Annotated in this window: 20 protein-coding genes; 6 read left to right on the top strand and 14 right to left on the bottom strand. The window is 63.7% G+C overall.

The genetic code is table 11. The annotated features are described in order from the left end of the window. Positions 1-40 precede the first annotated feature (40 nt). From GXY35_08310 to GXY35_08295, 4 genes are all read left to right on the top strand, one after another. Positions 41-1,375 (top strand): FAD-dependent oxidoreductase, encoded by a 1,335-nt coding sequence (locus GXY35_08310; protein NLW94578.1) that lies wholly within the window; start codon positions 41-43, stop codon positions 1,373-1,375. 84 nt (positions 1,376-1,459) lie between these two features. After that, positions 1,460-2,698 (top strand): NAD-dependent dihydropyrimidine dehydrogenase subunit PreA, encoded by a 1,239-nt coding sequence (gene preA, locus GXY35_08305; GenBank protein NLW94577.1) that lies wholly within the window; start codon positions 1,460-1,462, stop codon positions 2,696-2,698. A 64-nt stretch (positions 2,699-2,762) separates the two neighbouring features. Continuing rightward, positions 2,763-4,163, top strand: coding sequence for a dihydropyrimidinase (hydA, locus tag GXY35_08300; protein NLW94576.1), 1,401 nt, complete (start codon positions 2,763-2,765; stop codon positions 4,161-4,163). A gap of 144 nt (positions 4,164-4,307) precedes the next feature. Beyond that, on the top strand, positions 4,308-5,621 hold the full coding sequence (locus tag GXY35_08295) for an aspartate aminotransferase family protein (protein ID NLW94575.1): 1,314 nt from the start codon (positions 4,308-4,310) through the stop codon (positions 5,619-5,621). Between the two features lie 90 nt (positions 5,622-5,711). Here the strand turns inward: GXY35_08295 and GXY35_08290 are convergent, their stop codons facing one another. Beyond that, a complete protein-coding gene (locus tag GXY35_08290) occupies positions 5,712-6,611 on the bottom strand; it encodes a tetratricopeptide repeat protein (GenBank protein NLW94574.1) in 900 nt (299 codons plus the stop codon). 86 nt (positions 6,612-6,697) lie between these two features. Between GXY35_08290 and GXY35_08285 the strand changes: the two genes are divergently transcribed. Then, positions 6,698-7,198: a hypothetical protein gene (locus GXY35_08285; GenBank protein ID NLW94573.1), complete on the top strand. Its 501-nt coding sequence runs from the start codon at positions 6,698-6,700 to the stop codon at positions 7,196-7,198. Positions 7,199-7,268: 70 nt separating this feature from the next. After that, positions 7,269-7,922, top strand: a complete 654-nt coding sequence (gene rplC / locus GXY35_08280) for a 50S ribosomal protein L3 (protein NLW94572.1) — start codon at positions 7,269-7,271, stop codon at positions 7,920-7,922. 371 nt (positions 7,923-8,293) lie between these two features. Here the strand turns inward: rplC and GXY35_08275 are convergent, their stop codons facing one another. The 13 genes from GXY35_08275 to GXY35_08215 form a co-directional block, all read right to left on the bottom strand. Further along, complete coding sequence (locus tag GXY35_08275; protein ID NLW94571.1) at positions 8,294-9,082, bottom strand: class I SAM-dependent methyltransferase; 789 nt, start codon at positions 9,080-9,082, stop codon at positions 8,294-8,296. Positions 9,083-9,164: 82 nt separating this feature from the next. After that, positions 9,165-10,085: a ribokinase gene (gene rbsK, locus GXY35_08270; protein ID NLW94570.1), complete on the bottom strand. Its 921-nt coding sequence runs from the start codon at positions 10,083-10,085 to the stop codon at positions 9,165-9,167. A gap of 40 nt (positions 10,086-10,125) precedes the next feature. Further along, positions 10,126-11,130, bottom strand: coding sequence for a multidrug DMT transporter permease (locus GXY35_08265; protein ID NLW94569.1), 1,005 nt, complete (start codon positions 11,128-11,130; stop codon positions 10,126-10,128). Positions 11,131-11,320: 190 nt separating this feature from the next. After that, on the bottom strand, positions 11,321-11,917 hold the full coding sequence (locus GXY35_08260; GenBank protein NLW94568.1) for a SagB/ThcOx family dehydrogenase: 597 nt from the start codon (positions 11,915-11,917) through the stop codon (positions 11,321-11,323). Between the two features lie 78 nt (positions 11,918-11,995). Beyond that, a complete protein-coding gene (locus GXY35_08255) occupies positions 11,996-12,358 on the bottom strand; it encodes a hypothetical protein (protein ID NLW94567.1) in 363 nt (120 codons plus the stop codon). A 78-nt stretch (positions 12,359-12,436) separates the two neighbouring features. Next, positions 12,437-13,129, bottom strand: a complete 693-nt coding sequence (locus GXY35_08250) for a class I SAM-dependent methyltransferase (GenBank protein ID NLW94566.1) — start codon at positions 13,127-13,129, stop codon at positions 12,437-12,439. An 11-nt stretch (positions 13,130-13,140) separates the two neighbouring features. Continuing rightward, complete coding sequence (locus GXY35_08245; GenBank protein ID NLW94565.1) at positions 13,141-14,325, bottom strand: L-lactate dehydrogenase; 1,185 nt, start codon at positions 14,323-14,325, stop codon at positions 13,141-13,143. A 314-nt stretch (positions 14,326-14,639) separates the two neighbouring features. Continuing rightward, positions 14,640-15,899 (bottom strand): MBL fold metallo-hydrolase, encoded by a 1,260-nt coding sequence (locus tag GXY35_08240; GenBank protein NLW94564.1) that lies wholly within the window; start codon positions 15,897-15,899, stop codon positions 14,640-14,642. A gap of 350 nt (positions 15,900-16,249) precedes the next feature. Next, positions 16,250-17,014: a class I SAM-dependent methyltransferase gene (locus GXY35_08235; GenBank protein ID NLW94563.1), complete on the bottom strand. Its 765-nt coding sequence runs from the start codon at positions 17,012-17,014 to the stop codon at positions 16,250-16,252. Positions 17,015-17,162: 148 nt separating this feature from the next. Then, the gene (locus tag GXY35_08230) at positions 17,163-17,912 is read right to left on the bottom strand and encodes a class I SAM-dependent methyltransferase (protein NLW94562.1); all 750 of its coding nucleotides are present in this window, start codon (positions 17,910-17,912) and stop codon (positions 17,163-17,165) included. Between the two features lie 16 nt (positions 17,913-17,928). Further along, positions 17,929-18,699, bottom strand: coding sequence for a class I SAM-dependent methyltransferase (locus GXY35_08225; GenBank protein ID NLW94561.1), 771 nt, complete (start codon positions 18,697-18,699; stop codon positions 17,929-17,931). A gap of 129 nt (positions 18,700-18,828) precedes the next feature. Continuing rightward, complete coding sequence (locus tag GXY35_08220) at positions 18,829-19,512, bottom strand: GAF domain-containing protein (protein NLW94560.1); 684 nt, start codon at positions 19,510-19,512, stop codon at positions 18,829-18,831. 291 nt (positions 19,513-19,803) lie between these two features. After that, entirely contained in the window at positions 19,804-20,508 is a 705-nt protein-coding gene (locus GXY35_08215; protein ID NLW94559.1) for an aspartate/glutamate racemase family protein, read from the bottom strand. Positions 20,509-21,478: the final 970 nt, after the last annotated feature.

Genomic DNA, 21,478 nt, shown 5'->3' with positions numbered 1-21,478 from the left:
TACTGTCGTCTCTTCAACCCCCCTCATCGAGGAGGCAGCCATGAGCGTGACGCGTTCGACTGAGCGGCCCGTCAAGGAACGCACCCGGGATTTTCAGGAGATCCTCAAACCGGTCCCGCACAACCTCGCCCGCAAGGAGGCCGTCCGCTGCAACTACTGCCTCGAGGCGCCGTGCAGCAGCGGCTGCCCGAGCGGCGTGGACGTGAGCGCATTCATCCGGCGGATCCACGTGGGCGACCTCAAGAGCGCCATCCGCATCATCAGGGAGGCGAACCCGTTCGCCAGCGTCTGCGGGCGCATCTGCCCCGCCGACGAGTTCTGCATCGGCGCCTGCCGCAACCAGTTCGCCACCTCCCCCCTCGACATCGCCACGCTGCAGCGCTACGTCGCGGATCTCGATCTCGTGGGCGGCATACGCCCGTTCGCGGTCGAGCCCCGCAAGGGGGCGAAGAAGGTCGCCTGCGTCGGCGCCGGACCGGCCGGGCTCACCTGCGCCATCGAGTGCGCCAAGCGCGGCCACCACGTCACCGTCTTCGAGCAGAACCGCAAGGCGGGGGGGATGCTCACCTACGGCATCCCCTCGTACCGGCTCGACCAGCGGATCGTCGACGCGGAGATCGAGGCGATCCGGAAGTCGGGTGTCAACATCGTCACCGGGAAGAAGATCGCCGGCCTCGCCGCCTTGAAGGCGTCGGGCTTCGCCGCGGTCTTCATCGGCACCGGGGCTTGGAAATCCCGCTGGCAGAACCTCGAGCAGACGAAGCTGGACGGCGTCTGGGACGCCCTCGACTTCATCGCCGCCGCCAAGTTCGGCCCGAAGAAGCCGCGGGTCGGCGAGACGGTCGCCATCTTCGGCGCGGGCAACACCGCGATGGATTGCGCCGGCTCCGCGCTCCGTCTCGGCGCCGCGCGCGTCCTCGTCATCTACCGCCGCGGGATGGCGGAGATGCCCGCATGGGAGGCCGAGGTCGCGATGACCTTCCGCGAGGGGACCGAGTTCATGTTCCTGACCGCCCCGAAGAAGGTCCTCGGGAAGAAGCGGGTCGAGGCGGTGGAGTGCATCAAGATGAAGCTGGGCCCCAAAGACGAGTCCGGGCGCCCGCGCCCCGTCCCGATCCCCGGTTCCGAGTTCATCGTGAAGGCGGACACCGTCGTCCAGGCGCTCGGCCAGGACCCGGACGCGGCGCTCCATAAGGCGTTCGGCCTCAAGACCGACGCGCGCGGCCGCATCAAGACGAAGGCGAACGGCCTCACCAGCATCCCCGGCGTCTTCGCCGGGGGCGACGCGGTGAACGGAGGCGCCACCGCCGTCGAGGCCGTGGCCGCCGGCAAGGCGGCCGCGGAGGCGATCGACCGGTACCTGAGGAAACGCTAGGCGGGACGGCGCAACGATCGGGCGCCACGCAGACGGCGCCGATGGATCGTTCGGCGACCGGCGCCGGAGATAGGGAGGAATTAGATGGCAACCGAAACGGAGCATTCGCTTCTCAAGGTCGACTTCTGCGGCGTGAAGTTCAAGAACCCGTTCATACTCGCCTCCGCGCCGCCCACCACCACCGGCGAGATGATCATGCGCGCCTTCGACGCCGGGTGGGGGGGCGCCATCATCAAGACGCTGGTCCCCGAGGGGGAACCGGTGCTGAACGTCGCCCCGCGGCTCGCCTCGCTCAACTACGGCAGGAACCGGATGGCGGTCGTCCAGAACATCGAGCTCGTGAGCGACCGCGGCATCAAGATCTGGCTGAAGGAGATCGGCCAGATGAAGAAGCGCTACCCCGACCGTGTCGTCATCGCCAGCATCATGGCCGCGGGCCCCGCCAAGAAGGACTGGCAGGAGCTCACCCGTCGCGTGCAGGGCAGCGGCGCCGACATGATCGAGTGCAACCTCGGCTGCCCGCACGGGATGCCCGAGCGCGGGATGGGAAGCATCTGCAGCCAGGACCCGGAGATCACCAAGCACATCACCCAGTGGGTCAAGGACATCTCCCGGATCCCCGTCATCATCAAGCTCACCCCGAACATCACCGACATCAAGATGACGGCGAAGGCCGCGCAGGCGGGCGGCGCGGACGCGATCTCCGCGATCAACACCGTCGCGGGGCTGCTCGGCGTCGATCTCGACACGCTCGACCCGCTCCCCTCGGTCAACGGGCGCAGCACCTACGGCGGCTGCTCGGGGCCGGGGATGAAGCCGATCGCCCTGCGGGCGGTCTGCGAGATCTTCAAGTCCACCAGCTGCCCCGTCTCGGGGATCGGCGGGGTCGGGACCTGGCGCGACGCGGCGGAGTTCATCCTCCTCGGCGCCACCACCGTCCAGGTCTGCACCGCGGTGATGCACTGGGGGTACCGGATCATCGACGACCTCTGCGAGGGGCTCGCCAACTACATGGAGGACCGGCGCTTCTCCTCGATCGAGAAGATGGTCGGGCTGGCCGCGCAGAAGATCACGATGCACGAGGCGTTGAGCCGCGACCACCGCGTGGTGTCGAGCATCGACGACGAGTCGTGCATCGGCTGCGGGCTCTGCCACGTCGCCTGCCGCGACTCGGCGTACCAGGCGATCGACTGGGACGCGAAGAAGCGCCAGCCGACGGTACACGAGGAGCGCTGCACCGGTTGCAGCCTCTGCGCGCACGTCTGCCCCGTCGACGACTGCATCACGATGAAGCGGTCGACGGTGCCGCTGAAGAAGCACTGAGCGCTACGCGGTCGACTCGTCTCGATCCTCTTGCAGCGTAGCGCGCACAGCTGGAGGGGCTCCTATGTGCACCATCATCAAGGGCGGGACGCTGGTCACCGAATCCGACCGCGTTGAGGCGGACCTCGTGATGGAACGGGGAAGGATCGTCGCGGTCGGCGACCGCCTCACCCCCCGCAAGAAGGCCGAGGTGGTGGACGCCCGCGGCGCCTACGTCATGCCCGGGGCGATCGACGCGCACGTCCACTTCCAGCTCCCGTTCTGCGGCACGGTCTCTTCCGACGACTTCGAGAACGGCACGAAGGCCGCCGCCTGCGGGGGCGTCACCACCGTCATCGACTACGCGATCCAGACGAAGGGCCACCCCGTGATGGAGGCGGTCGCGAACCGCCGCCGGGAGGCGGACGGAAACGTCTGCGTGGACTACTCCCTCCACGCCGGCATCACCGACTGGAAGGACGGGTCCGGCAGGGACCTCGCCCGCCTCGTGGACGCCGGGATCCCCACCGTGAAGATGTTCATGATCTACAAGGACCAGGGCTGGATGGCCGACGACTACACGCTCTACAGCGCCCTCGAGAAGACCGCGCGGATCGGCGCGATGATCGAGCTCCACGCCGAGAGCGTCTTCGTCCTCGACGGCCTCGTGCGCCGGTATCGCGCGGCGCGCAGGAGACTGGGCGCGCGCGGGCACGCCCTCTCCCGTCCGGCGTTCGTCGAGAGCGAGGCGGTCCAGCGGGCCGCCACGTGGGCGGAGGCCGCGAAGGGGCGCGTCTACATCGTCCACGTCTCGGCCGGCGCCTCCGTCGACATCGTCAAGTCCGCCCAGGAGCGCGGCGTCCAGATCTACGCGGAGACCTGCCCGCACTACCTCCTCCTCGACGAGTCGGTCTTCAGCCGGAAGGACGGACACCTGTTCGCCACCTGCCCCCAGGTCAAGACCGCCGCCGATTCGGAGCGCCTCTGGCGGGGCCTCGCCAACGGGGAGATCTCGCTCATCGCGTCCGACACCTGCACCTTCACGAAACGGCAGAAGGCGGCCTGGGGCGGCGACTTCGCCAAGATCCCCTTCGGGATGCCGGGCGTGGAGACGATGCTCCCGCTGATGCACGCGTTCGGTGCGGCGAAGGGGCGATTCTCCCTGAACCGCCTCGTGCAGCTGGTGAGCGCCAACCCCGCCCGCATCCACGGGCTCTACCCCCGCAAGGGGACGCTCGCCATCGGCGCCGACGCGGACGTGGTGATCTTCGACCCGAAGAAGAGGTTCACCATCGCGCCGCGCCGGCTGCAGTCCAACTGCGACTGGTCCCCGTTCAACGGTTGGACCCTCACCGGGTACCCGGCGATGACCTTCAGCCGCGGTCGGCTCGTCGCCCGCCACGGCAGGTTCACGGGCGAGAAGGGATGGGGGCGTTTCGTCAAACGCCTTCCCTGGGGGGGGGTCGAGGGGACGGTGAAACGCTAGCGCCCGCACAGCCACACGTCTGATGTCACACGCCTGATTGCCCCGGCCGCCCCGACTATGGTACGCTTCCCCCCGGTAGGGAGATCGACTGCGCACCCGTGCGCCGGGCAACGCGGCGGCGACGATACCGAAAGGGAGAGCACGATGCAGAGCCGGAACTACACGGTCGAGGAGATCAAGAAGATGCGGGAGGAGTACCTCCTCCCGAGCACGATGAGCTACTTCAGCACCCCGCTCGAGATCGTCCGGGGCGAGATGCAGTACGTCTACGACGCCGCGGGGCGGCGGTACCTGGACGGATTCGGGGCCGTCGTCACCATCAGCGTCGGGCACTGCCACCCGGACGTCATCCCCACGGTGGTGGAGCAGGTGCGGACGCTCCAGCACATGACCACACTCTACTACCACCCCGCAATCGCCGTCTACGCGAAGAAGCTCGCGGAGACGATGCCGGGGGAGCTGAAGGTGAGCTTCTTCACCAACAGCGGGTGCGAGGCGACCGAGCTCTCGGCGCTTTTGGCGAAGAACTTCACGAAGCAGCAGGAGTTCATCGCCCTGCGCCACTCGTTCCACGGCCGCACCCTGATGGCGATGAGCCTCACCGGCCAGTCGGCGTGGCGCCACAGCCTCCCCTACGTCTTCGGCGTCTCTCACGCCCCCGCCGGCTACTGCTACCGGTGCCCCTACTCCCTCTCCTATCCGGCCTGCGATCTCGCCTGCGCGCGGCAGATCGAGGAGATCGTCAAATACTCCACCTCGGGCCGCATCGCGGCGTTCATCGCCGAACCGATACAGGGGTTCGGCGGCGTGGTATGCCCCCCGAAGGAGTATTTCGAGATCGCCTACCGGATCGTCCGGAACTACGGGGGCCTCTGCATCTCCGACGAGGTCCAGACCGGCTTCGGGCGCACCGGCGACAGGTTCTGGGGGATCGAGCAGTGGGGCTGCGTGCCCGACATCATCACGATGGCGAAGGGGATCGGGAACGGCGTGCCGCTCGGCGCCGTGACCACGACGCGCCCGATCGCCGAGTCGATGCGGGGGAAGGTGCACTTCAACACCTACGGCGGGAACCCGGTGTCGATGACGCAGGGGTTCGCGGTGCTCGAGGCCATCGAAAAGCACCGTTACCCCCGCAACGCCAAGGCGATGGGGGATCTGCTCCTCGACGGGTTCAAAGGCCTCCAGGAGAAGCATCGCCTCATCGGCGAGGTGCGCGGGATGGGGCTGATGCTCGGGATCGAGCTCGTGCGCGACCGCGCGACCAAGGAACCCGCCGCGAAGGAGACGCTCCGCCTGATGGATCTGTGCAAGGACCGTGGGCTTCTCATCGGCAAGGGGGCGATGGCGGGGAACGTCGTGCGCATCAAGCCGCCGATGTGCATCGACAAGGGGGATGCGGAGTTCATCATCCGCACCCTCGACGAGGGGCTGGGAATCATCGAGAAGGAGGGCTGATCCCGCGGGAGCGTCCCCGGGCGCGCCTGCATGCCGGGCGGGGCGCGCGGGCCCCCCGGCGCCGGGAACCTTTCTCGGCCGGGTGCGCCGTCAGTACTCCCCCAACAGCTTCATGTTGTACCGGGCGCGCCGCGCGAGTTCCGAATCGTCCTCCGCCTGTTCCAGCGTCTTCCTGAAGTAATGGGCCGCGTCGTCCCTGTTGTGCAACCGCGCGCAGACGCAGCCGAGACTGTAGCATGCGGGGAGGTAGTCGGGACGCTTCCAGAGCACCGCCTTGTACTCGGCGGCCGCGGCGCGGTACCGTTCCGCCGCCGCCTCCCCCGCCCCCTCCGCATCGAGCGTCTCGGCCCATTTCTCCAGCGCCGTCCCGAGGCCATACCGGGAATCGATGTCCCCGCCCCCGGCCGCAATGGCCCTGCGGTAATCGCCGACCGCCCGCCGATAGTCCCCCTTCGCGAGCAGCAGCCCCCCGCGCAGGCGCCACGCCTCGAAGGATTCGGGGGCGCGTTTCAGGAGGGCGGTGAGCACCGCGATCGCCCCGTCGCCGTCCCCGTGCTCGGCGAGCGCCCGCGCGTCGCCGAGAAGCATCCCCGTGACTCCCTCTTGCCGCTCATCCGCGCCGGGCTCGGCGGACGCGGGGAGGGGCAGCGGGGCGGCGCGCGGAACGGATACGGTTTCGCGTATCGACACCGGAACGGGCGCGGGACGCAGCGGTTCCGTTTTCAGGCCGGGGTGCGGCCGCGCCCCGAAGAGGCGGCGCAACGAAAACCAGCCCGACGGCTCCCCCCCGTTCCCCGCCTCTTCCCTGCTTCGGGTGGCCGCCTCCTCCCTGGCAAGCGCCTCGGCGGCGGCGAGCGTCTCGGCCTCCTCCGCAAGGGAGGACGCCGCCCCTGGGAGCCCGGCGGGCGGGCCGTTCCGTTCCTGCCCCGGCGGTGCGCCGGGAGCGGAGCAGGCCACCGTGAGGATCGCGACAGCAATGGGCGCGTGCATGGTCGAGGAAGGAGGTTCCCCGCTTGACTCCGGTGCATGGTATGGTACCATAGATTCGCTCGTGGAAGTGCACGGGCGTTCCTGCAATGCGTATCCTGAAGGGCGTGATGCTGTGCGCGGCGCTCGCCGTCCCGGGAGCGGGCGCGGTTCCCGACAAGGGGTCCGCCGTCGGAGAAATCGTCTGCTTCTCGGATTCCGCGGCGGGGATGGAGCTGGCCGAGTCCGCGGCCCGTTTCCTCGTCGACCGGCGGCAGGATCGGCACTACGCGAAGTCGTTCGTCGTCACCGACAGGGAAGACCAGGCCTCGGACCGTTACCTCATCCTCATCCTCTCCCCCGACGGCGACACGGCGTTCGGCTCGTCGCGCCAGGGGTTCGAGGACACGCTCCTTGCCCTCCTCCAGAAGATGCGGAACCATTTCGGAGACGACAAGGCAAGGGTGATCCTCCAGCACCCCGACAAGTCCAACGCGATGGAGGCGTTCCTCGACGCCGCGGGCGCCGGCTCCCTGAAAACGCTCGATACCCCGCCCGCCTCTCCTTCGCCCGCCCCCGCGGCGGCAGCCGCGCCGGCGGCAAAATTGTAGTTGCAGCGGCCCTGCGTTCGTATATAATGGCGCTCCTCGTTACAAGGAAGGGACGATGAAAAATTTCACCATGGGGCTCCTGGGCAAGAAGCTTGGGATGACCCAGATATTCACCGACGACGGGAAGGCGGTGCAGGTCACCGTCGTGCAGGCGGGCCCCTGCACGGTCGTCCAGATCAAAAACGGCGCCGGCTCGTATCAGGCGCTGCAGCTCGGTTTCGACGAGGGGAAGGCGAAATCCTTCACCAAGCCGCTCCAGGGACACTTCGCGAAGGCCGGCACCCCGCCGTTCAAGTTTCTCAGGGAGGTGCGCCTTTCGGGAGACGAGGCGAAGAACTACGCCGCCGGCCAGGTCCTCGGCGCCTCCGTCTTCCAGGAAGGGGAATTCGTGGACGTCTGCGGCGTCTCGAAGGGTAAAGGATACGCAGGCGTCATCAAGCGCCACCATTTCGGCGGCTCCCCCGCCTCGCACGGCACGCACGAATATTTCAGGCACAGCGGGTCGATCGGCCAGCACTCGTTCCCCGGCAGGGTCTTCAAGGGGCTGAAGATGGCCGGCCAGCTCGGCAATGCGCGCGCCACCGTCCAGAATCTGAAGGTGGTCAAGGTCCTCGAGGACAAGAACCTGCTCCTCATCGGCGGCGCGGTACCCGGGGCGAACGGCGGCTACATCGTGATCAGGAAGGCGGTCAAGAAGAAGCCGAAGGCGGCGGCGAAGAAGTAGCGGCCGGACCGGCCGCGGGCGGCGTGCGGGGCTCACGCACAAGGAGGTCGACGATGGGCTCGATGGACAAGACGAAACACGAAGAGAAGAAGAAGGCTCAGAAGTCCCTCAAGGAGAAGCGCCGCGAGAAGAAGGAGAAGAAGCGCGTCTACTGAGCGCGCCTGTTCTCGCTGCACCGAATCGATGCCGGCGGAGGCGATGTTCCTCCCGCCGGCATTTTGTTTCTCCTCTCTCGAAAGGGGCGCACCCGGGGCGCCCTCCACGCCGCACCCGGAATCGATCGACGGCGGGGACAGGGGATCCGTCGAAAGCGACACGGAACGAAAACGCCCCCCCGGTAACGCACGCGTGCTACGCCGTCGATTCCTGCGTCACCTCTTCCGGAACAGATAGTTGGGGGTCTTCGAGATCAGTTCGTACCGTTGCCCCGCGGCGATTTCACGGGTCAATCGATTCACCTCCCATGTGCTGTCGTCGGAGGAGTCATCGAACAGGATAAAGCCGCCGGAAACCAGTACCCGATCCGTATTCTCGAAATCCCTTTTAGCGAATGCGTAGGTATGGTTCCCATCGATGTAGCTGAAGCTGATCTCCCCCCCGAGTGTGACGGAACGACCGAATACATCGACAACCATTTCGCGTGCAAACCAGCGCAGGAAGAACTCATCCGAAAAACAGTTGATGGTATACGGCAGTCTGCTCGACGCAAAGGTGTGCATGGTGCGAAGAAACGTCTCCTTCACGTACACCTGATACACGTCGTGCGTGACGGACGTCGAGTCCCCAAGGGGCGCCCCAAGCTGCTGCCCCTCGAACTCCCATTTGTCGCAGGAGAAGATCGGGGTTGTTCTCGAGTGCTTCTCGAGAAGGTACGACAAGACGACGGTGGAAAGCCCGCAGAATGAGCCGATCTCGACTATCGGCCCGCCGGGCGGCATATGCGCAATCGCGTAGTCCATTGCGTCGATATTGCCCGGCCGGAGCATCCCTGGAACGGCGAAGCGGACCCACGCAAGAAAGTCATTGGGGCGCTGCGTCTCCGGACTGTTCTCCATCTGATTTCGGGTTAGGAGATCCGCCGCACGGCGCAGTGCGCCGGCAAGAGCGCCCTGAACGCCGTATCGCTGCAATGCGCTTTTCATTCCCGACAGTGAAACCATTGGACTCATCCCCTCGTTGAGTGCCCCCCGCTCATCATCGCGCCGCCGGAGGCGCGTGCGGGCGGTTCGGTCAGCCGCGCGGTCAATCGCCCCGAAGCAGCATGCGATCGATCTCGTCGCGCGCGGGTATCGACGGCTGCGCGCCCAGCCGGGTCACCGACAGCGCCGCAGCGGCGTTGGCGAACCGCACCGCCTCCCGTAGCGGCTTCCCCTCCGCGACGGCCACGGCGAGCGCGCCGTTGAAAACGTCGCCCGCGGCGGTGGCGTCGACGGCGTCCACGGAGAAGGCGGGAAGGACCTCTGACGCCTCCCCTGTCTCCAGGAGCGCCCCCTTGCTCCCCATGGTGACAATGACGGTCTTCACCCCCCTCCCCCGGAGGGCGCGTACCGCCCGTCCCGCGCCCGATGCGTCCCGAACGGGAATACCCGTCAGCAGTTCCGCCTCGGATTCATTGGGGGTGAGGATGGTCACGGCGCCCAACACCGCGTCATCCAACGGGCAGGCCGGCGCCGGGTTCAGTATGACCGTGCCCCCCGCCTCCGCGGCGATCCCCGCGGCCCGGACAATCGTTTCAACGGGCGTCTCCAGCTGCATCAGCAGTATATCCGCGGACCGTATGAGCGCTTCGGCTTTCTCCACGTCCCGTGGGGAGAGCGCGGCGTTCGCCCCCGGCGCCACGGCGATGCTGTTCTCGCCGCCTCGGGCCAGGAGGATCAACGCCACGCCGGAGGGCTGATCCGGGTCGGTCGTCACATGGGTTGCATCGATGCCGTCCGCCTTGAACCCCGAGAGCGCCTGCGCGCCGAAGAGATCGTTGCCCACGCGGGCGATCAGCGCGACCTCGCCGCCCGCGCGCGCGGCGGCAACGGCCTGGTTTGCCCCCTTCCCGCCCGCCGCGGTGGAGAATCTCCCCCCGAGTATCGTTTCGCCCGGTTTGGGGATCCGGGGCACCGCGACGATCATATCCGTGTTGGAGCTTCCCACGACGACGATCTTCATCATCACCCCGCCATCGGTCTTGGCGCATGCCCCTCAGCGCCGGCTAGATCACCCTCGCGGCGATGATACACCCCAGGCCAAGGATGAAGAAGAGGAACATCGCGGCGACGAGCCGGTTCGTCCCGGCGGGGGCGCCCTTGAACTCCTTCCATATGCACACGCCCCAGAAGGCGGCGACCATCGTGGCCCCCTGCCCCAGCCCATAGGAGATGGCGGGGCCCGCCGCACCCGCGGCGATGATGCTGAACAGCATCCCCAAGCCCCAGATCGCGCCGCCGAGGATGCCGATCAGGTGCAGTCGCGGGGTTCCTTTCAGGAGATAGTCCCGGGGGGCCACCGGCCCGCCGCTGATCGGCTTCAGCATGATCGCCGTGATGAAGACTATGTTGGACAAGAGCAGCCCCGCGGCGAAGACCGCCATCGCCGTATACGGCGTCAGGAATCCGGCCTCGGGGTTGACCGGATCGGTCGCCATCGAATCGGCCACGAAACGATAGAAGAATCCCATCGAGATCCCGGCGATCACGGACAGCGCCAGCCCCTTGGCGGTGCCCCGCCGAGCCCCGGACTGCATCCGCCGGTACGCGACAGCATCGATGACGATGGCGGCGACGACCAGCGCGACCCCGATGAAGAGTATCGCCGGATTGCCTTCCGGCTTGGCGATATAGTTGATGAACACCCCCTGGCTCAAGGCGATGCCGACCCCCACCGGAAAAGCGACCGCCATCCCGGCAATGTCGATGGCCGCGACCAGGAGGATGTTCGCGAAGTTGAAGACGACCCCCCCGAAAAACGCCGCCAGGAGCATACTCCGGCCGGCCTGCCCGAGATCCTCGATGAATCCCCTCCCTTCCGCTCCTATGCTTCCCATCGTGAAGGCAAAAACCAGCGCAAGCAGGAGGACGCCAAGGGAATAGTCCCAGTAGAACAACTGAAACCGCCACTCCTTGCCGGTCAGTTTCTGGGTATTGGCCCAGGACCCCCAGCAGAGCATCGTGATGATGCACATCGCCACAGCCACGGGATACGAATCGACGATGACCATATGCCTCTCCTCCGCGGGTCGGTCCGCGATGTCCCGTTCGGATTGTTACCCTGCCGCCGCCACGCCCTCCCCCCCGCCGCGATGCGCCCCCCCCTGGAGACGCGCATGCCGCAGCTGCGTCTCCGGCACGGCATACCGTCCCCTTTCCTCCCCCCCTCGGCGAGGCCGGCGCCCGCGCGCCGGGGGCAACCTACGGCAGGCGCCCCACCGCCTGCGTCAACACCACCTTCTCGTGCTCCCGCAACCCCAGCAGCGCGTGCAGGGTGTCCCTGTCCACCATGGCCAAGACCACCGTTCCCAGGCCCGCGGCGGCGCAATACAGGTACACGTTCTGGCTGATATACCCGGTGTCGACCCACGCACAGAAGCGCTGCGCCTCCTTGCTCCTCACAAACGGGCTCTTCATGCGCGACAGATCGGCCACGAAGACAAGTCCCATCGGCGCGGATTTCACCATTTTCTGGGTGCCGATGTGGGTTCGAATATCCTTCCGGAGGATCTCGACCAGGCAGTGCCGCTCCTCGTCGTACAGGAATGCGCCGTCGGCCGTGAGCAGATACACCCTGATCTCCTGCGAATTGCAGGCGGAGGGGGCCGTCCTTTTGCTCTTCACATTGCCGTACGCCTTCTTGCTGATCCCGCACGCCGCCCAGAGAAGATTCGACAGCTCCTGCGCGTCGAGGGGGGCATCCTTCCAGCTCCTTGTGGAGCGCCTCTTCTCCAGCGCCTCCATCAGGCGATAGTCGAGATCCTTCTGCGGCGCCGGCAATCTGACGGTGCGTTTCATCGTCTCGTGCCTCCTTTGTATCGCTGCACAGGGACGGCAGGGCGCAGGTGCCGATCTACGCCGGCCCGGCGCCCTCCCCTACCCGGAACGCGGACGCTGCATCCGCGGCGCGGCGACGGCACCGGGGTGCGGAGCCCGGTCCCGCGACTCCTCGCGCCGGATGGCCTGCTGCCGTCGATTGCCGTGGAGGATGCCGAGGGGCAGCAGCACGCCGTACGGTATCCAGAGAAGCCAGCGATACGGATCCGGCAATGCCATGAGCAGTCCGAAGAAAAGCAGGAAAGCCGCCCAACAGACCGCGGCCGACCTGATCATGAATGCACGCTCGCGCGGCCCGTTCGTGTTCCGGATGCTGAGGTAGGTTCCCACGACGCCGCCCGCGAGGCCGAGCATGCCGCCGGCGATGCCGCCTATCCATCCCCACATCGCTCCCGTGGTCATCCCCGCATCCTCTCCGCGACCGTCCCGCCCCGCACGGGAATCCGCGGTGCAAACGACGCGCCCGGCGCAAAACGCGTCTCAGCCATTCCCGTCTGCGTCGTGCGGGCGGTTGGGTCTGTTCTCGAACAGCTGCAGGTAGAAGTAGTCGCCGACGTCGACGGTCGCCCCGGCGGTCATCCGGATGGCGGCCTTCAGTTCCTCAGGCGACACGCGTATCCCCATCGGCGGGCCGAAGGGCGTTTCGCGTTTCACGATCTCAACGACGGCCAGCCTGCCCCCGGGCGCAAGGAGACGTCCGACCTCTGCCTGGAATCCCGAGAACCGCTCCGGCGGGAAGCCATGGAGCACGGCCGACAGATAGATGAGGTCAAATACGCCTGCCGGGAGACCGGTGTCGCCCGTGATATCCCCTGCCATCGCCACGATGTTCGTTCCCGAGGTTTCGGCGCGGAGCGCGGCGATACTGCGCTCGTCGGTGTCGAACGCGTAGACGATCCCCGTGCTGCCGACTCGTTTCGAGAACTCCTTCGACATATAGCCGTTCCCGCAGCCCGCATCGAGGACCCTCCACCCCTCCCCTATCCGCAGCGCACCGAGGATAGCCCCCTTGTCCATGAGACGCTCCGATGACCTCCCCCGGTGGCGATGCGGACGCGCGGCACGCCCCCCGCGGTCCGCGATCTCGGCCTGGACCGCGTTTCGCGGTTTGCCCCGGCCGCCGCGTCTCCCCGCCGCGTGTCCGTCATCACGCCCCGGCCGAGGGGCCGGCATCGCCGGTTTCTTCACGCATCGACTCCGAGCTGTGCGACGGCCTTCTTCAAGACCCCGGCGGAGGCGGAGAGGGCCGCCATCTCGCGGTCCGGCAGGGTGCTCACGATGATCCTCTCGACGCCGCGCCGCGACACGATGCACGGGACGCTGAGGCAGACATCCCGAAGGCCGAACTCCCCCTCGACCATCGTCGATACCGTCAGCACGCTTTTCTCCCCGCGCAGGATCGCTCCGGTTATGCGGACCAGCGCCAAACCGACCGCGAAGCAGGTGGCCCCCTTGTAGCCGATGATATGGTAGGCGGAGTCCCTGACCTGCTGCTCGATCGTGTCGCGTTGCGTCTTCCAGTCTTCGCCCTGTCCGCAGTGCGAACAGAACTCGTCGACCGGCATGCCGGCGACATGCGCCATGGACCAGGCCACGAATTCGGAATCGCCGTGCTCGCCCAGAACGTACGCATGGACGTTGTGCACGTCGACCTCGCAGTAGGCGCTCAGCAGGTGCCGGAGGCGCGCGCTGTCCAGAACCGTGCCCGATCCGAAGACCCGGTTTCGTTCGCCCTCCGCATGCCGCAGGGCGACATGGGTCATCAGATCCACCGGGTTCGTCACGACGAGCATCATCCCCTGCGAGCCCTGCCCGACGATCTCCTCGACCACGCTCCGCACGATGGCGGCGTTCTTCTGAAAAAGCTGCAGGCGCGACTCGCCGGGCCGCTGCGCCGCACCCGCCGTGATCACGATCAGTTGGGCGTCCCGGTAGTCCGCGGCGTCGCCATGGCGGATGGCCACGGGGGGGAAAAACGGCTGCCCGTGGGCGAGATCCAGCGCCTGCCCGCGCGCGAGATCCTCGTTCTTGTCGATGAGCACGATCTCGTCGGGCAGCCCGCTCTGGGCGAGGGAGTAGGCGTAGGTCGATCCCACGGTGCCCGCGCCGACGACGGCGATCTTCCTATGGTTCCGGGGCGTCACTGAATCCTCCTTGCCGGACGGCGCATCGGGCTCGCCGGGGTCAGCAGATGGCCGTATCGGGTCTTCGCCATACGCCGAAGGCGATGCGGCCGATCTTGTCCGCCCGCTCTCCCAATCCCCGATTGTACCCCACCTGCTGTCGCAGCCGCACCTGATTGTTCCTCGGCGCGGCTCCGCCCACGCCGCCCGGGCGCCGCCGACCTCTCCGAGCGCCCTCCCCCCCATACGCAACCGAAGCGCGGTTTCCTCCCCGGTCGTCATCTCTCCGCGCCTCTTCAAACGCGCCGGAGTCAGCTCTATTCCCGCCCCGGGGACGCGCAGCGTCCCGCGAAGCCGGGCGACGCGACGATACCGCGTTTGCGAGGGAACGTACACGGCGGCGATATCAATAACTTCCACGCCGGCGGGCACACGCGTGTTCCACCTGGTCGATATGGTGGTGCGGTTCGTCCCTTTGGGCGTTGTATGCTGCGGGACGCAGGTCTTCGGGCTCCCATGGAAGTTGCCTGAAGGATCGTTCGTGAGAGCGCCCCTGGACCCTACCCCAGGCCGATCTCCATCAGGTCCTCGCCGATGATGAGTTTCCCGGAAAAGTTCCGCTGCGCCCTTTTCAGGCGTGAGAGCGGGGCATTCCCCGGGCCGATGTGGCTGAGCACAAGCGTCTTGACCTGGCACTGTTGTGCAACCTTCCCGACTTCCCGGATGGTCGTGTGGGCGGTGATGGCATGGTAGTAGAGAGGCCAGGCGGGATCGCCCTCCTTCACCCCTTTGAAGGCCGCGTCGATCCACACATCGTCAATGACCTCGTGGACAAGGACGTCCGCGCCCCTGGCGAGTTTTTGAAGGTTTCCACTGGTATCCGGGCCCGTGTCGCCTGAAATAACCAGCGATCCGTCGTCGGTGTCGAATCGGAAGGCGAAGGCCGGATAGACCTGGTGATGATCCACCAGAATGGTCGAGACCCGGACCAGTTCGTCCCTGTAAATCTCGAACGGACTCATGGCCGGGCAGGTCTCCTTCCTCGACCAGGGTATGGACGGATCCGGAGGGGTAAAACCCGCCGGCCAGGGTATTGTTTGGGGATCGCCTATCTCCTTGACGTCGATGATGCTGGAGATATCGGGGTATCCGGCGTCCAACGTGCAATCGTTGATATTCTGGGCGAACGCCTGCAGCAACAGATTCGTCATCTGTTTGGTGCCCGGCGTGGCGGTGACCGGCGTGGGACCGCCGCATTCCGTTTTGATGATCGTGCCGGTGTATCCGGTCTTGTTCACTTCCAGCCGTCCGCGATCCCCGGGGCCGATGATCTGCAGCCGATTCGGGACGCCGAAACCCGCCCTGGCGCCGATCATCAGGAAGGTCGGATAGTCCCCCATATGGTCCATATGCAGATGCGTGAGAAAGACCGCCCGGACACCCTTAAGAAAGGCGGATAGGTCAAGCTGTGTCTTCTCGCCGTCGATAGTGACGAAGTCCGCATGGTTGAACGCTTCCGCGAGCCGTTGGGTGGAACCGAATCCCAGGTCGATGATGTACATCGCATCGCCGACGACCAATGCCTGCGAGGCGCTGGCGCGGTTCGATCCGGGCCACCACGTCATGCCGCCGGTCGTGCCCAACAAGACAAGCTTGGTGCGATAGTTCCTCTTGGTTGGCCTCTTCTTCGGAACGAGAGAGGCAGCCAAGGACGAGTTCCTCTCGAGGTTCATCAAGAGCGGAGTCATTGCCAGTGTCCCGGCTCCCTTGAGGAACGAACGCCGTGACATCAGCACCTTGTCTGTCCTCTTTTTAGACATGAGATTCTCCTTTCACAACAGGATTGCAAGCCTGGGGAAACTCCTCCTTCGGGCAGGTTCGGGGTCCGTCCTCGACTGTTGACTGACTCGATCTTTACAAGATGATGCGGGTGGCTATGCTTCATCGCAGGAACGCCATCGCTCTCGGCCTTGTGCCGCGGGCAATGCTAACATCAAATCCGGGAGGGCAGAAAGGATAATACAAGGATAATACAAGGATTGTGTAAAACAGGGATTGCAAGGGATTATCGATATGAGAAGCGGGGCCGGCCTATTCTCTGTCAACAGTCGAGGGCTGGCCCCGCTGCTAAAGTTGATGACTGCGAAGCGGCGTCGGCTTGAATCAGTTGTCAGGCCTGCTTGAGGCAGATCCGCGGCATCAGCGCGAACACGCCCCAGCCCAGGTATTCACGCGTGTACGCGGCGTGGCGCGCGGGTTCCGAGGCCAATTTGGATCGCACCTCTTGGGCCAGCTCATCATCGGGATTGGCTTCAAGCCATCGGCGCATGGTGAGCCACTTGGCCGCCTCGTACCTGTCCCAGCTGTCTTGGTCCGCCAAGACCATTTCCACGACGTCGTAGCCGAGGCGGCCGAAAGACGCAAGGAGTTCTGGAAGCAGGAGAAAGTCGGAGATTTCCTTGGCAAGACACCCCCTGGCAACATCCTCCGTCGGCGGCATCTGCCGCCAGTAGGGCTCGCCGATGAGGATGATCCCTCCGGGGCGGAGGCTCTTCGCCAGAAGTTCAATCGTCCCGGCGACACCCCCGCCGATCCAGGTAGCGCCCACGCAGGCCGCCAGATCGACCTTTTCGTCCGAGACATAGCCGGCGGCATCGCCATGGATGAACGTGACTCGATCGGCGACACCGAGTTCTTCAGCGCGGAGTTTCGCGTGCTCGGTGAACAACCGGCTCATGTCGATGCCGGTGCCGATGATTCCATAGTCGCGCGCCCAGGTGCACAGCATCTCCCCCGAACCGCTGCCGAGGTCAAGCACCCGGATCCCCGTTTTCAGGCGCAGCGCCGCGCCGAGTGCGGCGAGCTTTTCGGGCGTAAACGGGTTATGGATCCGATGAGCGCTTTCGGTGATGTTGAAGATCCGTGGGATGTCCACTGCAGAAAGTCTCCTTTCGGATGCGAATGGATTCAGTCACCGCCTCACGGCGCTGCGGCTCAGCGGCTGACGAAACGGGCGTCCGCTGCAGCCGCCCTGTTCGTAGTAAAGAATAAAGGTCTGCCCCCGAGTCCGGGAGGTTCGGCCTTCATCCGGTTTTTACGCAGGCGAAGACCGTGTACGCATCCTCGCCGGCGGTGTACCGCCCCTCATGCAGTTCGAAACCCGTATCGCGCAGGACACGGCGCCATGTGTCGAGAGAGAAGAGGCCCATCCTCCAATGGTCCGTCTCAATCCGAAGGCGTCCGTGGTAGCGGATCAAGTACAGGATCGTCGTTTCATACTGCTCGTCCGCAGGATCGGGGTCATACATATTCTCGACAAAGAGGAGTTCAATACCGGCCGGTGCTACGCCGGGTACGGCGGGGGTAACGATCGTCTTGTTCTGCCGGAATGTCTCGGTCGTCACGTCCGGAGTGGCGACCATGACGCCGCCGGGATTCAGGTGAACATACGCGGTCCGGAACGCCGCCACGAAGTCGGCCCGGCAATTCATGTGCGAGATCGAGTCGTCCATCAGCACGGCGTCGAAGGTCCGGCCGAGTCTGAACGTCCGTATGTCGCCCTGGACAAATGTGCAGTCCGGGTTCAGTGCTTGCGCCTGCTTGAGCATAGCGGAACTTGCATCCAGGCCGGTGACGTTGTACTCCCGCTTCAGGTTCAGGGCGTTCTTCCCTCCCCCGCACCCTATGTTCAGCAGTGTGGTTGCCGGGCGCATGGCATATTGACGAATCAGGCCGGTGACGTGCCGACAGTAGTGCGCGTATTCAGTGGCGGCATCGCCCCACATCGGCCAGAGCCACGCCAAATCAGTGTAGAGGCGGCAGGTAGCATCCACTCCCTGTTTGATCTCCTCACGTTGTGGCAGGCCGCCGCGCGACAAAGAACTCATAGCCGTAGCAGTCCGAATGGTTACGGTGCATTTCCGGCTCACGCGCGAGTTCATCGAGCATCGCAAGCGCCTCGGCATCGTTGCCGTACTTGCGACGCAACTCCATGATTCGCTGTTCCATGGGCGAGTAAAAGTCGTCCCACCAGGCCTCATACGGCAGCGTGAAGCCGCCGAGAAACTCAAAGCCGCCAAGCCGGATGGCTGTCACCACGTCGGCCGCCGTGCCCATGGCCGGATATTCCTGTTCGAAGCACGCCTTCACCTCCGGTGGCGGATCCTCCTTCAGCCAGACCGCGTCGGTGAAAGCAAGAAAGCCGCCGGGGCGCAGCAACCCATGGCAGATGCGCAGGGCGTTCCCGATTCCGATGTTATAGAGCGCGCCTTCCGACCAGACCAGGTCGTAGCTTTCCGGCGGCAGTTCCAGATGTGTTATGTCGCCAACCTGCGCATGGACTCGTTGCGAAAGACCCCGCGCAGAGAGTGTCTTCTTCAGCCGCTCGATACTGGGGAGACGGCTATCGACAGCCACGATGGAACCGGCTGTCAGTTCGGCGAGATGCAGCGTTTGTGCGCCCACTCCGCATCCCAGATCGACAATCATGGGTGTGCGGGGAAGTCCCGCGCAGAGACGGAGCGCTCTCGCGGCGCAATCACGGTTGCCCGGCCCCTGCCTGGGCAAGCCGTCGAACAGCTCAAGGAATATCTCCCGGAAACGCGAATCGCGCTCGTTCATGGGCGCTCCTGTATGCCTCTCGATCGTGATCGCCCTGTTCGACGAAACTTAAAGTCAATAGTCGAGAGGCTTGCCCCCCGATTACTTGCACTGCGCGGCGCCGATTGAGGCGTCCGCACACGTGACTGGTTATGCCAAATTATCCATCTCCCTTTTGTAGCAATCCGGGCAGATTCCATGCGAAGGCATGGCGCCAGAGAGACTATTGATATACTGCTCCACCGGGACCCACTTGCCTGTTTCTTCCCTGATTTTCTTGCAATAGCTGCATATCGGATAAATCTTGCTCAAATCATCAAGCAAGCGGTCCCGGCGGTCTATCTCCCCTTGGGCTAAAATGATGCAAAGAGACAATTCGATCATTCTCTTAATCTGCTCGACCAGTCTGATGTGCAAGTCATTATGCGCATTCTGCTTGTTGTCTATGAAGCATACCGTCCCGAATTGTTTTCCATCGGGAAGGTTTATGGGCATCCCAAGATAAGAGAGCATATGCAGGTCGACAGCAGCGGCGTTATCCTTCCACCGAGAATCCTGTAATGCATTGGGAATAAGATTAAGCCCTTTGCTCTTCAGGGTATGCTCGCAGTACCATCCGGAATCAGGGTAGTGTGATCTGAATGCTGCGGGATAAGGATTGCCATCAGTCTCGCTGGAAAGAATGATCTCTATTTCCTTATCGTCAACACGAGTAATCAGCCCTGCAGGAACACCAATAATCTTAGCCGTATCATTGAGCATGTTTTGCCATTCCTTCAGAACGTCTTCGGTAAGCGTTTTAGGATCGAAAGGATTTGCGTTCATGATGTCCATATCTCCCCCTTAATGCTAGGTTTGTCAGCAATCAGCATAACGGCGCTGCGGATCAGCGGCGGACGCGGAGGCGGGCTCGCCCGGCGCAGCGGACCGTCCGCTGCATCCGCTAGTTCGAGGAGGCGAAGCGCCCGAGAACAGGCGGATGGCACTCCGCGGCGCCGTTCGCGGGATGCGCAGCGTCCCGCGAACACAATGATCAGCCGCGAGTGTAACGATTCGGCTGGATCAAATTATTGGGCAAGGTTTATGCTCTTTTTCTCAGCGCCATCTAATTCTACAAACCTGCTATTACCTACTCAATGAATATTCAACTGCGGCCGCTGAATGTAGTGCTGTGGTATCGAAGACCGGAATAGAAACATCCTCCTGCTTAATAAGTAATGGAATCTCCGTGCAGCCTAAAATAACGCCTTCCGCACCCTCCTCTTTTTGGAGACGATCAATGATCTTCTTAAATGCATCTCTGGATTCCTTCCTTATCCTATTGGCGCACAGTTCATCGAAAATCACAGTATTAATGTAATCCCGCTCTTTTTCGTTGGGTATGACAACCTTGAGCCCGTATTTATTGAGACGCTCCAGATAAAAAGGCTGCTCCATAGTGTATTTCGTTCCCAGCAATGCGACAGTGTGCAATCCTGTTTGGAAGACCGCTTTCCCTGTGGCATCGGCGATATGGAGAACGGGAAGCCCCACTTCTTGTTCAATGAGGCCTGCAAGTGAATTGAGTGTATTGGAAGCAATTACAATGAAGTCCGCGTCACCTCGTTTCAGTCGTTGCGCAGCATCAAGTATGGTCTTGGTCATCAATGTCCAGTCACCTTTGTCAGCCATTCGTTCCTGTTTGGAAAATTCACCGAACTCAATGGAGAACATCAGGATCTGAGCGGAGTTCACACCACCCAACCTATCACGGACGATTTCGTTCATGAGGCGGTAGTATTCTATGGATGACGCCCAACTAATCCCGCCTATGATGCCTATTGTTTTGATCGGATGCTTTTTTGAAGCCGTTTCACCCGAGAGATCTTGTTTGCCGTCATTGTCTTTCTGCAGATTCGGCACATGAGGCATAGCGCATCCGCTGACAATACACACCACCAGAAGAACAATACAAAAGCACCTACTCATTACCTTTGGATTCATTCCTCCCCGCCTAACGTTAGCGCTCTCCGGCGCGAGCCCTCCCGGGGCTCGCGTGCGCGAGCAGCGCCTGGTTCGAACATGTTGTGCTGCTTTCCTGTACTTTACTTTTGCCCACGACGACCATTTTCTTTTTCAGTCAGAATCCTGCGTCTCGTCTTGTTTACAGGAGTCAGAATCCTATGCTCATCATTCAGTCAGTCAGTTCCACTGATCCTTCATTCATCGATTTCGAACGTGAAGCTCACCCGTCTCGCAGCAGCGGGATCGGATTGAGCGACTTGTTAGACCTCTTTAGTTCTATTATGCCTCGTACCAGCACGATAGAAGCTGGGATGAAAAACCATTGCTCGATAGTCATGTTGAGAAGGAATGCAACCGGGGAACCTGCCCTCCCGGGCCTTCTAAACTGCCAGTCGATATTATATGCTGAACGCGCCTGATAGTTTGAATAAGCAGCGGCCACCAGAACAGATTTGCCACCAAGCAGGAGATCAGGAATGAGCGTGCCATATTTCTATGAAGTAGTATGAAAGAAATCCACCACAGGCCTAAGACTATCCCCAAAAATGCCACTTGCCACAGGCTGATCTTATCAATGCCCAAAAGAATAAAGAAAACGCACGGCACTGAGATAGCCAAACAACTGACCAAGTATGTTCTTTTATAACCGTTCATTATTATATTAGGTCTAACGGCGCTGCGGATCAGCGGCGGACGCGGAGGCGGGCTTGCCCGCCGCAGCGGCCGTCCGCTGCAGCCGCTTGTTCGAGGGCGCGAAGCGCCCGAGAACAGGCGGATGGCAATCCGCAGCGCCGTT

The organism is Chlamydiota bacterium, assembly GCA_012729785.1.
In the GTDB taxonomy this organism is placed as follows: domain Bacteria; phylum Auribacterota; class Tritonobacteria; order UBA1439; family UBA1439; genus UBA1439.
The sequence above is the reverse complement of the archived record's forward strand: the minus strand, read 5'-3'. Positions and strand labels throughout refer to the sequence as shown.